This window comes from Streptococcus pasteurianus (assembly GCF_004843545.1).
Taxonomy (GTDB): Bacteria; Bacillota; Bacilli; order Lactobacillales; family Streptococcaceae; genus Streptococcus; species Streptococcus pasteurianus.
Genome location: NZ_CP039457.1, coordinates 128,708 through 140,614, shown reverse-complemented (window position 1 = coordinate 140,614; position 11,907 = coordinate 128,708). Strand labels below are relative to the sequence as shown.

Here is an 11,907-nt window from a genome sequence, read left to right as displayed (position 1 = left end):
AATATTAGAACTGCCTAGTTCTACATCAGCCACAATAAATAAAACCAGCTAGGCTCAAAAGTCTAACTGGTTTCCAATACATGCGTAAAAACATATCTTACTTGCCAATTAGAACTCAAAGTATCTAATCGGCTTTTCTCAACAGTAAAATGCTTTAGCTTCATAGATACAAACGGTATGACGTTTGCATCCATGATTGGCTACAAACGTCTATCTAAAGAAACTAAAGTAATAGTAATGATTTAGTTTTTCAGTCATTACAGACGCCTTTTTCAGCATATTTCCTCCTGTTAAGTTGTAAACCATGAGACATTTCACATAGCTTACTATCATTGTTTTTGATTGTTTACAGTTTACCCTTATTTTTGCTTTCTGTCAATATATTTTTAAAATTCAGAAAAAAGAGTTATTAAAAAAGTCCCTAGCAAAGAGATTATGTACTAGAAACTTTTTGTTTTTGAAATAAGTATTGTAATGAGATTAAAAAGGTATCTTTAAAGGAATTTATATTTAAAAGGATTGGAGTTTCATTTCAAAATCATCAATGAGTTTGGCGACATTCTGTTTGCCACGGTAAATGCCGTAACCAAAAAGCAACATTCCCGAAACACCGACAAAAGCTAGGACGTAGCCAAGAATAGATAAAATGAGATTTGTTTGACGAAAGAAATATACTAGCAAAAATCCAATACTTGCTACTAAAAAGAGCAAAGTTAGCCAACGTCCGAGATTTTCAATCATATGTTTTTGGTAGGCTATTTCTGTTTGATAACCATTAAGCACTTCTGATTTTGTCATGAATTTTTCCTCTTTTGATTGATATGATACGCAAGAAAGCCCTAGTAAGGTTGATATTTCTAAAGCGTGTTAGTAAGACAAACCTGGATCGAAGAATCCAACGAGAACACCAACAAAGGCAATAACGACAAGTAATAGCATGACTTTAATTGGTGAGATATTTTTCTTAGCCATTAGCCACCAGCAAAAGACGATGAAGATTGCTGTTAGCAAACCTGGATAAACAGCGTCTAATTTATCTTGAAGAACCAAGTACGGATTTTTAGCACTACCAAGTTGGAATGATGTTTGGACAGATACCCAAGTGGCAGCAACACCACCGACAACCATACCACCAACGATAGAAACGGCTTTACGAATGGCTTGACCTTGAGCACCGACGAGAAATTCAACAGCTTTATCACCGAGTTCATAACCTTTAAAATAGGCAAATCTCATACCGAGATAAGCTAACAAGTTCCAAACGACAATGTAGAAAACGGCACCGATTGGTGAGCCACCAGTTGAAAGACCAAGGGCAATCCCTAAAATAACTGGAATCAAAGTTCCAACAACAAGTGAGTCACCGATACCAGCCACGGGTCCCATAAGCCCTGCACGAAGTCCGTTAATGGTTTCGTCATCAACCTCTTCAGAACCATTAGCACGCGCTTCTTCAAGACCTGCTGTGATTCCGACAATGAGTGAACCAAGCTGAGGTTCTGTATTGAAAAAAGCTGTGTAAGTTTGCATTGAACGCGCTTGGTCTTCTTTATTGTCATACAATTCTTCCACGATTGGAAGCATTGATGTCAAATAACCAAAGGTTTGCATATGCTCTTGTGAGAAGCAAGTAAGGTTACCATAATACCAATGATGGAAAGATTTCATCAAGGTTTTCTTTGTTAATTTCTTTTGAGCCATTTTAGATATCCTCCTCATCATCGTCATCAAAGTCATCAGCTGCTGTGGCTGTTGCTCTTACAGTTTTAACCATTTCAAGCTCATAGAATAATACGGCAAAGATTAATGAAATCACTGCACATGAGACCAAATTCAAACCAAGTGAAGCTGCCAAAGTAAAACCAACAAAGAATGGAATAAAGTCAGTCACTTTTTCAACAATTTGTTTCAAAAGAATGGCAATTCCGACACATGGTAACAAAGCCCCTACTGTAAAGAGGGTTTTCATTGGAATACCATCCATTGGAAGTGCATCTTTCATTGCTGTAACAGCAGTCGCACCAAGTTTACACATTACCAATGTTGGGATAAATGAGAATACAAAATGTGATACCCATGGATAGAGCCAGTCAACTTGATAAAGTTTTCTAAATTGACCTTTTTCTACCGCACGCCAACCAATGTGTTGCCAAATAAGATTCATGGTTGCTGTTCCGTAGAAAAGAACCGTACCGACAGTACCAACAAGCGTACCCATTGATTTAGCCAAGTTAGCCGCATCAGCTGAATCAGCTGATAAACCTTGAGAATGGATGGCTACCATTGCCAAAGGAATACCGATATAAGACACCGCACGCACGTCAGCTGAAACAGTACCACCAGGTGTTACAAGGGCAATGTAAACCAACTGCATAGCAACACCACAAATGATTCCTGTTTTAACATCGCCAAGAATAAGTCCACAGACAAGGCCACCGACAAGAGGACGACCAAGCGTATAGTTACCAATGGTTGTACCACCAAGACCTGGCATTGAAGACAAACATGCAAACAACCCTAACAAAGCTGCTTGAAACCAAGAAATTGTCATAATACATCTCCTATACTAAGATACAAAGAGCGTCAGCGAGCAAAGGGAAAATAGGAGTTTTGACGAAGAGTCGCTAGACTCTAGGAGAAACTATCTTTTTGACACAGCTCGCAGCTCGTGTTCAATTAACAAGATACAAAGAGCGCAAACGAGTTTTGGCATCAAAAATAGCTATGCCAACTCACTTTATTCGCTGCTAAGTAACAATAAATTAATAACCAAATTTTGATTTGAAATCTGACCAGTAACCGATTGAAACATCTGGCAATAATTGGAATTTCACTTTGTATCCAGCTTTTTCAATTGCTTCAAGGGCATCTGCTTCTTCTTGGGTGATAGATTGATTATTCCCAAGTTTGACAGCACCTGGTCGGTCATTACACGGACCAACGATAATTTCTTTTACATCACTAGGAACAAAACCTTGGTCAACCAGAATTTTTTTCATGTCAATTGGATTCTTGGTAATCACAAAATAGCGCGTGTCAGAATCCAATACTTTTTGAGATTTTTGTCCAAAAGCATCTACCGACCAAACAAAGGTTTTCTTGTCCGAAGCTCCTTTGTAAGCTTGGGTTAAAACTTTGTTTTTTGAAGCAGCATCGTTTACGGCAATCAAACCGTCACAAGGGTATTCTTTTGCCCAACGTGTTACAGTTTGCCCATGAATCATGCGGTCATCAATACGTACAAATGATACAGTCATTTTTTATCTCCTTTTTTAAATATCATCGTCATCATCATCTGAAGTGATTTTGAATTCTTGAAGAGCCGCTTGAGCTTCTGGCAAAACGGCTTGTACAAAATCATCGCCCTCAAGCATATCTTTCATCACTGCAGAAGTAATTGCCATTGGTAAATTCATACCACCTAAAACAACAGCATTTTCCAATTTTCCGAGTTCGTCCAAGACGTTACAAGCAGTTGTCAAAGGGCTACCGCCAATAATATCAGCAAGAACAACAACGGAATCGTCAGCTGTTAAACCTGAAATAGCTTGTCTGAAGTCTTTTTCAAAGTCATCAACTGTTTTGCCATTTTTTAGACCGACAGCGATGACTTGATCAATTTTATCTTCCGAAAACATCGCCAAAGACGTTTTGAGACCCGTCGCAAAGTCTCCATGACTGACTAGTAGTAAATACTTCATAGAACTTATCTCCTTATCTGCCTTTTATTTTAGCTTTAAATAAAACGTTTTCACACTCTCGTTTGTCACTTTATTCTGATGACATTTATCACCTCGAATATGACATTTGTCATTTTGAAAACAAACAAAAACATCTGGAGATCAAACTCTCCAGATGTCATCAAGATTATTTCAAACTGTCTTCTATTGTCTTTTGGATTGTAAATAAATCTGTCTCGATACTGTTATTGGCAATAGATTTGCTAATCAGATAGTCTGCTTGTTCCAGTACGGTGTTATACGTTTTAAACGTTGGCTGGGTAATTCCTTGGCTAAGCATTGAATCTAATGTTGAAACCGTCAAAGAATCTGAACCAAAACCATCCTCTTTTAGTTTTTCTTTCGTGGCGTCACTTTGCATCACACTTTTCAAAACAGATGTCCCTTGCGAATAATCAAAGACTGATTGTTGAATGTCTTCATCGGTACAGAGTAATTGCAAAAATTCCCACGCCAAGGTACGGTGTTTGGTTTTTAAGGACATGGCATAAAGCGATGTTGCGACTTGCGTTGCATCGCCGTCCTCACTACTTGCTGGCATTGTCACACAAGACCATGAGAAGCTAGAATATTTCGCAACATGATAAGGATAAGGCTTATAAGTGCGATATTCTGCCAAAGTCATTGGCAAAAAAGCAACCTTTCCTTCGTCAAAATCTTGTGAAGTGACCTCATAATTTCCACTAAGAGCATTGAGTTGCGTAATCAAGGAAAGGGCATTTTTCACGTCATCACTGTCAAAATAAGCTTTCGTTCCCGTTGTGTTAAATAGCTTCGCACCATAGGCAGCGACAGCTTGTTGCCAAGTGTAGCCTATACAACCATACTGGTCAATCACCCCATCACCGTCAGTATCCTTAGTCACTTGCTTGCAAATATTGTAAAAGTCCTCTAAAGTCCACCCAGAATCTGGAATCGAAATTCCCTCTTTTTCCAAAAGGTCAATATTAATACACATCATGGTTGGATTGCTTTCAAATGGCAAAGCGTACTGCGTATTATTATAATTTCCTGCCTTATAAGAGGATTCATAAAATATCGAATCATCAAAGCTTGTACTAATATGCTCATCTAACTTGGCAAGTACGCCTGTTGAGGACAAGAGGTTAAAGTCATCTTCTGGCACGATAAAAACATCTGGTTGTGTTCCTGCAACAATCTGGTCTGTTAACCAATCAGAATAATCATCCTTTGAAATACCACTCTCATAGACCACCTCGACATTTGGGTACAATTTTTCAAAGCGTGAAATCGCAGTATCAATGACTTTATAATCATTTCCATTCGGCACATCCCAGCTACTTCCTGCATAAATGCCGATTTTTAAAATGATTTTCTGGTGTGTTTGATGATAAATAAAAGCAGCACTCCCAACGACAATTACTAGTAGTGGTAGCAATAACCATTTGTAATATTTTTTGAGTTTAGTCATGGTCATCTTCCTCAAATGATTTCAAGGTGACACCTGTCTGCACCGCCCAAATAGCAAGCTGCGTACGGTCACGTAAATTCAACTTAGAAAGGATGCTAGATAGATAATTTCTAACGGTTCCTTCTGACAGATACAGTTTGGCAGCAATTTCTTTATTGGACAATCCAAAACCAATCTGCTGTATAATACGCCACTCCATTTTACTAATGTCGGTCGTTAGCGCATCATCAACTTGGATAGCAAAGTTTGATTGCGCCATTTGTGAAAAAAGTTTAAAAACTTTTGTGGCAATATCTGGATTTAGCATGGCACGTCCGTCATTAACCGTCACCACCGCATCATGCAATTCATCCATCGAAGTTCCCTTCAGCAAATAACCACTGGCACCATATTTTAGAGCGCTATAAATAAAATCATCATCATCAAAAGTCGTTAGGATAATCACCTTCGTATTTGGGAAATGTTCTTTAACAGCTTTGGTACACAAAACACCGTCCATTTTTGGCATACGAATATCCATTAAAACCACGTCTGGTTTGCTAGTCGGTAGAGCTTCCAAAACCTCTGTCCCATCACTCACCGCGCCAACAACTTCGATATCAGGATAGGCAGACAAGACAATTTTTAACGACTCTCTAATCAATTCTTGGTCGTCAGCAATTAATACTCGTATCATTCTTCTTCTCCTTTTATTTTAGGGATATGAATCGTTGTGGCAAAACCATCCTCACCTGAAAATTGGACACAACCACCAATAATGGCTAAGCGTTCCGTCATTTGGGTCAACCCAAAACCGTATTGAATCGTTTCACTCCCCACTCCATTATCTTTAATGAGCAAAACGTAATCATCTTTATTTAGCATACTAATCTTAATTTCAGTTGCTCGTCCATGACGCAAAGAATTGGTCACAGATTCTTGAATGACACGGAAAATGACATCTTCTTTTGTTTTGTCAAAATCAACATTATCCCACTGATAATTCAAATCAATCTGCAAATGCGATAATTCTTGATACTCGGCAAGCATTTTTTCAATAGCGTCTTTTAAACTACGATTTTCCAGAGCACCTGGACGCATTTTATTCAGCGAGCGTCTAACATCAACAATCCCTTCTCGCACAACGTTGGAAACATTGGTCAATTGCTTTTTAGCGTTATTTGGGTCAAGGTCAATCAAGACAATCACCGCATCAATTCCTGCAGAAATGCCTGTCAAGGCATGACCAATAGTATCGTGAATTTCACGCGCAATACGCCTGCGTTCCCTATCCTCAGTAATTTTTTCAGACACCGCCACGTATTCTTTCAAACGCGTATTTGCCTGCGAGGCCATGAGCAATTCTTCCTCAATCTTATGGTTTTCAGTCACCGAATAAACAATGTAAGTCACTAAAGAAATAATGAAAATGATAATATTTAGCGATACCAGACAATTTTTGATGAAAAGAATCACTAAACGCGTGCTTGCAGGGAAAAATCCGATATAAACATCCAAATCAGGCGTTCTAATCAGAAGCGACAAGACGTCATAATTTGACAGCAAAAGCGCACCGAAACTAGCGACAATAAAGAGCAACCATGACTTTTTCTCACGAAACGTGTAAAAATCCGTGTAAGAGAAAAAGATATCCATAAAAACAAGCAAAATTAAACCGTTATAGGAAAATTGCAGCGCTACAAAGGTAGCTAACAACAAGAGCACCTCAAAAATCGCAAACCAATCACGCGCCGTTGTCCCTTTTTTAAACTTTTGATTTCTGATATAAATAACAAGTAAAAGCCCTGCAAAAAAGAGATTTGACAACCAAAAAATTCGCTCTGGTGAACTTGGAATGACGCTAATTTCTTCTAATAAAGAACGACTCAAACCATTGTCAATAATGTACTTTGTAGCTGACAAATAAACTGAGCTATAAAATAACACCGCCAAGAAATTAATAATAATCAGGGCACGTTTTGCAAAATCAATATTTTTCAAAGCTTTCATCATTGCCACCCCGCTAAATCAAAGTCAGAAACGTTCTCACTAGTCATAAATTCAACTGGAATGACAATTTCCTTATCTACTGATTTGTTGTGATATAGCGAGTAACCCGCCTGAATCGCTCGTTTACCGATTGTTAACGGCGATTGAGCTACTGTTGCTTGAATTGAACTCGTCGTTGCCAATAAATTTTTCATATCTGGCGAACCATCTACACCATAGATTTTAATCGATGTTGTCACATTTGAATTTTCAATTGCAGCCAAAGCTCCGATAGCCACTTGGTCATTAAGCGCCATCACCGTGTCAAATTCGACCCCTGAAGCGATGACCGATTCCACTTGCGGCATCGCTATTTCGGTTTGCCCTAAGCAATCCTTGCGGTCAACCACTTGATAGGTATCATTTCCTTCAATCGTATCTAAAAATCCATTGATACGATCTACTGCTGATACTGCATTTTGATGTTCCAATAACAAAATTTTGGCACTTGATTGCGTCTGCATTAAATTTTGAGCGCATAAAACACCAGCTTGATAATTATCCGATACAATTGTCGTATCTACTGAAGAATCATCTGATAGTTGACTATCGACAACAACAATTTTTATCCCAGCTCTTTTCGCTTTCTTCAAAGCTTTTATTAATTTTTGACTGTTTGCATCAACAGGATTGATGATAATGATATTAACACCCTTTTCAATAAACGATTCAACCTGTTGCGTTTGTTTATCAACGTCCAAAGCAGGGTCTCTAGTGTACAAAATATCATTATTTTCCTCAACAATTTTTTCAACCTCGTTGTTTAATACCTTGTAAAAATCATTGTTCATGGTCATGTAGGTCGCACCAATCTTAACCTGATTTTCATTTGAAGGAACCATTTTATAGTTCCAATAAACTCCCACAATGGCAAGAACCCCAATAAAAGCGCTTACCAAAACACCGACATATTTCCGTTTTTTCATCTCATACCTTTTCAATAAAATCAAGAGACCACTGATAGCTATATTTGCCTTAATTATAACACGTTTAAATTGTACAGACAATTCAGTCAGAAATAGCCCCTCATTCTATCTAACGAATTTAAAAAACACCCGCAGGTGTTTTTTATACTCTATTTATTCGAAACTACTTATGCCAAGTTTTTCCAGAACTAAGGCAATACCGTCATGATTGTGACTAGCTGTTACGTGTCCGACTTGCTCCTTGACTTCTTGAGGCGCATTTGCCATAACATAAGCTTCACCTACTGCCTCTAGCATGTCTAAATCGTTAAAATTGTCACCAAAAGCAAGCGTATCTGCCATATCAACCTCGTAATGCTGCGCCAAAGTCTGGACTGCCCTTCCTTTATGAATCCCACTTGCCATAATTTCAATATAATAAGGCAGCGACCTTGCAATTGATAAATCTGAATAGAGACTTTTTAGCTTATTTTCCAAAGCTTCCATGCGTTCTGGTTCACCCATTAACAAGATTTTATGAACTTCTGGCAATCGACCGATTTGTTCCAAGTTCGCTTCCTTAGAGGCTAAGCCCACCACGCGCTCTTCACGTGAAATCCAACGATTAGCACGGTTTTGGGACAACCACTTTTCACCGCTGTAAACATTCCAAGCAACGTCAGAGACTTCTTTTTCTAAATACTGACAAATCGCTTGCGCTTCTTGTGGACTCATCGGACAACTATCAATTACTTGCCCTTGTTCATCTTGGATGAGGGCACCATTATAGGAAATCATGGGTACATCAGGTAAAAAATCTTTCAAAATTGGCTTAATCGCCTCTGGCATACGCGCCGAAACTGGAACAAATAAAATACCTGTATCAACAGCATGACGAAGGGCTTGGCGTGTCCTAGGCATCACTTTTAAGGCATCATTAATAAGAGTGCCGTCAATATCACTAAAAATTATTTTTACCATTGTACTTTTCCTCCTATTTTCTCTCAGTATAGCATTTTTTGAAAAGGGTTTCAAAAAAACTATTTCCTGATAATAACAAAAAAAGCTCAAGTCAAAAACTAACTCGAGCTTGGGTTGGTTAAAATGGTAATTCTTCCTCTTCCAAAACTAAATCAGCGAGGTCGTTTGCCACATTATTTTCTCGCATAGCACGTTGGGCACGGCTTTCTAAAAGTTGGAAAGAATGGCAAAGCACTTCTGTCACATAATTCGTGTGACCATCTTTTTCATATTTGCGTGTGCGAAGCTCGCCATCAATCGAAATCAGACTTCCTTTTCCAGCATAAGAAACAAGAGTTTCTGCTAAACGTCCCCAAACCACAATTGAAATAAAATCAGCCTCACGCTCACCATTTTGCGATTTAAAACGGCGGTTAACTGCTAATGTTACACGTGTAACAGATTTCTCATTTGACGTCGTCACAAGCTCAGGCTGCGCCGTCAAACGACCAATCATAATAACTTTATTGTACATCATTACCTCCTTATCTTATTATTCGAAAAAGAATCTAGAAAACAGTAAATTAATGTAGCAAAAAAAGTCCTAGTTTCCTAGGACTTTCCTATTTCTTACCCTTTCCAGTGTTTTTCTGGGTTAAAGGCTTCGCCGACTAGGGCTGTGTCATCAAGTTCGATGATACCACGTTTTTGTGGGGCGTTTGGAAGGGCTAATTCGCGAGGTGAGCACATCATACCAAAGCTCTTTTCGCCACGAAGGGCACCTGGGAAAATAAGGCTTCCGTTTGGCATCATAGCACCTGGAAGGGCTACGATTGTCTTCAAACCAACAGCGGCATTTGGCGCACCTGCAACGATTTGAACGATTTTGTCATCTGAGATTTGTACTTGGCAAATGTTCAAGTGGTCGCTGTCTGGGTGAGCAACCATTTCTTTGATTTGACCAACAACAAATTTTGGTGAAGGCTCATTTTCCAATTGTTCGCTAAAACCTTCTTTTGTCAATTCAGCGTTCAATGTTGCAACGTCTTGGTCAGATAGAGTGACTTGACCAACACCTTCAATTGTAACCAAGCTTGACACTTCAAAAATATTCCAAGCAACTGTTTCACCATTTTTCTCAAGGAAAACGCGTGAGACATTGCCTTTGCGTTCATAGTCAAGTTTAGCACCTTTGCTATCTTTGACAATTACCATGAGGACATCACCGACATGTTCTTTGTTGTACGTAAAAATCATTTTCTCTCCTATTTCAATCCAGCTAAAAAGCTGTTAATTTCTGCTTTGGTTTTGCGTAATTTATTAACTAAACGGCCAATTTCTTTTCCTTTTTCAGTCACTACAAAACTTGGAATCCCAAAAATATTCCAACGTTGTGCTACTTCCATGAAATCATCACGGTCCACACGGACAAAGGTGAATTCTGGATTTTCTGCTTCAATTTCAGGCATGACTGGATAGATGAATTGGCAGTCTGGGCACCAATTTGCCGTAAAAAAGAAAACCACTTTTTCAGGTTTTTCTAGATAGGTAGCCATTTCTTCATAGGATTTTGGGCTAATCATTTTTCTCCTCCTCATAGCTAATCTCACCATTTTGGTAAACAAATTGAAACGTCCGACCGTCCTCTAAAACAAGACCACCAGTCGTTCTCTCCTTATCAGATTCAAAAGCATTTACATAAAGCACCGAGATATTGTCAAATCGACTAAAATAATCACGAATGGCTTGCTTAATTTTTTCTTGTCGCTTTTCTTCGCATTGTTTTTTTAGGATTGCTCCCAAAATGATGACACCACCGACTCCCACTAAGCTAAAACGTGACAGTAAGTTTCTTTTTTTGTTTCTCATACGCTTTATTTTAGCATATTTCCTAGCAGATTTCCAAAGAACAAGACATAGGATTTTGAGTCGAAATGCTGCAGTTGCCATTACTAAGACATCTAACCTAGCAGTCACGGTAGGTGATTGCTACCACTTCAGCACTATATAAGCACTAAGATTAAACAAATCTACTTGGTTAAGATTGAGACTGTCAGACTTTCACAGAATATGATATAATGCAGTCACGTAGAAACAATTACGACAAAGCTAGCCACTGGTTCAGACTATCGGATTTCGTAGCATCGTTATGGTAGAGGGATTCTCAGTTAGTATCTTGTTTGCCTTTGACTGAAGGCTAAGAAGAACGCCGACCAACAAACTGTTACTCAATGTCAACCTGAAGTTGCCATAGTTGCTACTGACAATGCTTACCAAAGGTTATAGTTACAGGATACAAGAAGCACAAGGAGAACGCATGTTTATTAAACAAGAGCAAGCATCAGATATTACTGCTGTTGATCAGGTTATCAAAAAAGCATTTGCATCCCTACCTTATTCTGATCATCAAGAACATTTACTTGTCCGACGACTACGTCAAAGCAAAGAATTCATTCCCGAATTGTCTTTGGTTGCTGAGCTTGACGGTCAGATAGTCGGTCATATCTTATTCACCAAAGCACAGGTCAATCATACTACTGTCCTAGCTTTAGCTCCCCTCGCTGTCCATCCCGATTATCAACAGCAAGGGATTGGATCCGCCCTAGTTAAGAAAGGGCATCAATTAGCGCAAACTCTACAGTTTCCTTATAGTATTGTCTTAGGTGACCCTCAATATTACTCAAGATTTGGCTATCAAGCAGCAAAAAACTGGGGCATTTTCCCTCCCTTCGATGTTCCGAGCAATCATTTTATGGGGATTAAATTGATTCAATCAGCTCCTCCGTTTCATGGCACATTAGCCTATTCTGAGGCATTTGGAGTTTAAATCAAAAAATAACTA

Annotated in this window: 15 protein-coding genes; 1 reads left to right on the top strand and 14 read right to left on the bottom strand. The window is 38.7% G+C overall.

Annotated features, from left to right (window positions below):
- Window positions 1-510 precede the first annotated feature (510 nt).
- The 14 genes from E8M05_RS00970 to E8M05_RS00905 form a co-directional block, all read right to left on the bottom strand.
- Entirely contained in the window at window positions 511-798 is a 288-nt protein-coding gene (locus E8M05_RS00970) for a hypothetical protein (RefSeq protein WP_003062957.1), read from the bottom strand.
- A gap of 69 nt (window positions 799-867) precedes the next feature.
- Window positions 868-1,701, bottom strand: coding sequence for a PTS system mannose/fructose/sorbose family transporter subunit IID (locus E8M05_RS00965; protein ID WP_013851407.1), 834 nt, complete (start codon window positions 1,699-1,701; stop codon window positions 868-870).
- Window position 1,702: 1 nt separating this feature from the next.
- Window positions 1,703-2,551 carry a PTS mannose/fructose/sorbose/N-acetylgalactosamine transporter subunit IIC gene (locus E8M05_RS00960; protein WP_003062954.1) on the bottom strand — a complete coding sequence of 283 codons (849 nt, stop codon included), beginning with the start codon at window positions 2,549-2,551 and terminating at the stop codon, window positions 1,703-1,705.
- A 211-nt stretch (window positions 2,552-2,762) separates the two neighbouring features.
- Window positions 2,763-3,257: a PTS sugar transporter subunit IIB gene (locus E8M05_RS00955; RefSeq protein WP_003062952.1), complete on the bottom strand. Its 495-nt coding sequence runs from the start codon at window positions 3,255-3,257 to the stop codon at window positions 2,763-2,765.
- 15 nt (window positions 3,258-3,272) lie between these two features.
- A complete protein-coding gene (locus tag E8M05_RS00950; protein WP_048791008.1) occupies window positions 3,273-3,701 on the bottom strand; it encodes a PTS sugar transporter subunit IIA in 429 nt (142 codons plus the stop codon).
- A 166-nt stretch (window positions 3,702-3,867) separates the two neighbouring features.
- Window positions 3,868-5,172, bottom strand: coding sequence for an ABC transporter substrate-binding protein (locus E8M05_RS00945; RefSeq protein ID WP_048791007.1), 1,305 nt, complete (start codon window positions 5,170-5,172; stop codon window positions 3,868-3,870).
- Window positions 5,165-5,848 (bottom strand): response regulator transcription factor, encoded by a 684-nt coding sequence (locus E8M05_RS00940; RefSeq protein WP_003062946.1) that lies wholly within the window; start codon window positions 5,846-5,848, stop codon window positions 5,165-5,167. The genes E8M05_RS00945 and E8M05_RS00940 overlap by 8 nt, the downstream gene beginning before the upstream one ends.
- Entirely contained in the window at window positions 5,845-7,170 is a 1,326-nt protein-coding gene (locus tag E8M05_RS00935) for a sensor histidine kinase (RefSeq protein WP_370695861.1), read from the bottom strand. Before E8M05_RS00935 ends, E8M05_RS00940 begins: the two co-directional genes overlap by 4 nt.
- Window positions 7,161-8,126, bottom strand: coding sequence for a sugar ABC transporter substrate-binding protein (locus E8M05_RS00930; RefSeq protein ID WP_013851405.1), 966 nt, complete (start codon window positions 8,124-8,126; stop codon window positions 7,161-7,163). Before E8M05_RS00930 ends, E8M05_RS00935 begins: the two co-directional genes overlap by 10 nt.
- A 153-nt stretch (window positions 8,127-8,279) precedes the next feature.
- Window positions 8,280-9,086 (bottom strand): Cof-type HAD-IIB family hydrolase, encoded by an 807-nt coding sequence (locus E8M05_RS00925; RefSeq protein WP_003062940.1) that lies wholly within the window; start codon window positions 9,084-9,086, stop codon window positions 8,280-8,282.
- Window positions 9,087-9,204: 118 nt separating this feature from the next.
- Window positions 9,205-9,600, bottom strand: coding sequence for a single-stranded DNA-binding protein (locus E8M05_RS00920; RefSeq protein ID WP_013851404.1), 396 nt, complete (start codon window positions 9,598-9,600; stop codon window positions 9,205-9,207).
- Between the two features lie 95 nt (window positions 9,601-9,695).
- Entirely contained in the window at window positions 9,696-10,322 is a 627-nt protein-coding gene (gene ytpR / locus E8M05_RS00915; protein ID WP_003062937.1) for a YtpR family tRNA-binding protein, read from the bottom strand.
- Between the two features lie 8 nt (window positions 10,323-10,330).
- Window positions 10,331-10,648: a thioredoxin family protein gene (locus E8M05_RS00910; RefSeq protein WP_003062936.1), complete on the bottom strand. Its 318-nt coding sequence runs from the start codon at window positions 10,646-10,648 to the stop codon at window positions 10,331-10,333.
- A complete protein-coding gene (locus E8M05_RS00905) occupies window positions 10,641-10,934 on the bottom strand; it encodes a DUF4651 domain-containing protein (RefSeq protein ID WP_041974068.1) in 294 nt (97 codons plus the stop codon). Before E8M05_RS00905 ends, E8M05_RS00910 begins: the two co-directional genes overlap by 8 nt.
- Before the next feature lie 448 nt (window positions 10,935-11,382).
- On the opposite strand from E8M05_RS00905, the gene E8M05_RS00900 reads away from it, so the two are divergent.
- A complete protein-coding gene (locus E8M05_RS00900; RefSeq protein WP_003062934.1) occupies window positions 11,383-11,892 on the top strand; it encodes a GNAT family N-acetyltransferase in 510 nt (169 codons plus the stop codon).
- The last annotated feature ends 15 nt before the right edge of the window (window positions 11,893-11,907 follow it).

What these genes read in the sequence shown, in the direction of transcription:
- E8M05_RS00940 (WP_003062946.1), bottom strand. Translation starts at nt 5,848, where the DNA reads ATGATACGAGTATTAATTGCTGACGACCAAGAATTGATTAGAGAGTCG.
- E8M05_RS00920 (WP_013851404.1), bottom strand. Translation starts at nt 9,600, where the DNA reads ATGTACAATAAAGTTATTATGATTGGTCGTTTGACGGCGCAGCCTGAG.
- E8M05_RS00950 (WP_048791008.1), bottom strand. Translation starts at nt 3,701, where the DNA reads ATGAAGTATTTACTACTAGTCAGTCATGGAGACTTTGCGACGGGTCTC.
- E8M05_RS00925 (WP_003062940.1), bottom strand. Translation starts at nt 9,086, where the DNA reads ATGGTAAAAATAATTTTTAGTGATATTGACGGCACTCTTATTAATGAT.
- E8M05_RS00910 (WP_003062936.1), bottom strand. Translation starts at nt 10,648, where the DNA reads ATGATTAGCCCAAAATCCTATGAAGAAATGGCTACCTATCTAGAAAAA.
- E8M05_RS00960 (WP_003062954.1), bottom strand. Translation starts at nt 2,551, where the DNA reads ATGACAATTTCTTGGTTTCAAGCAGCTTTGTTAGGGTTGTTTGCATGT.
- E8M05_RS00930 (WP_013851405.1), bottom strand. Translation starts at nt 8,126, where the DNA reads ATGAAAAAACGGAAATATGTCGGTGTTTTGGTAAGCGCTTTTATTGGG.
- E8M05_RS00905 (WP_041974068.1), bottom strand. Translation starts at nt 10,934, where the DNA reads ATGAGAAACAAAAAAAGAAACTTACTGTCACGTTTTAGCTTAGTGGGA.
- E8M05_RS00965 (WP_013851407.1), bottom strand. Translation starts at nt 1,701, where the DNA reads ATGGCTCAAAAGAAATTAACAAAGAAAACCTTGATGAAATCTTTCCAT.
- E8M05_RS00945 (WP_048791007.1), bottom strand. Translation starts at nt 5,172, where the DNA reads ATGACTAAACTCAAAAAATATTACAAATGGTTATTGCTACCACTACTA.
- E8M05_RS00970 (WP_003062957.1), bottom strand. Translation starts at nt 798, where the DNA reads ATGACAAAATCAGAAGTGCTTAATGGTTATCAAACAGAAATAGCCTAC.
- ytpR (WP_003062937.1), bottom strand. Translation starts at nt 10,322, where the DNA reads ATGATTTTTACGTACAACAAAGAACATGTCGGTGATGTCCTCATGGTA.
- E8M05_RS00900 (WP_003062934.1), top strand. Translation starts at nt 11,383, where the DNA reads ATGTTTATTAAACAAGAGCAAGCATCAGATATTACTGCTGTTGATCAG.
- E8M05_RS00955 (WP_003062952.1), bottom strand. Translation starts at nt 3,257, where the DNA reads ATGACTGTATCATTTGTACGTATTGATGACCGCATGATTCATGGGCAA.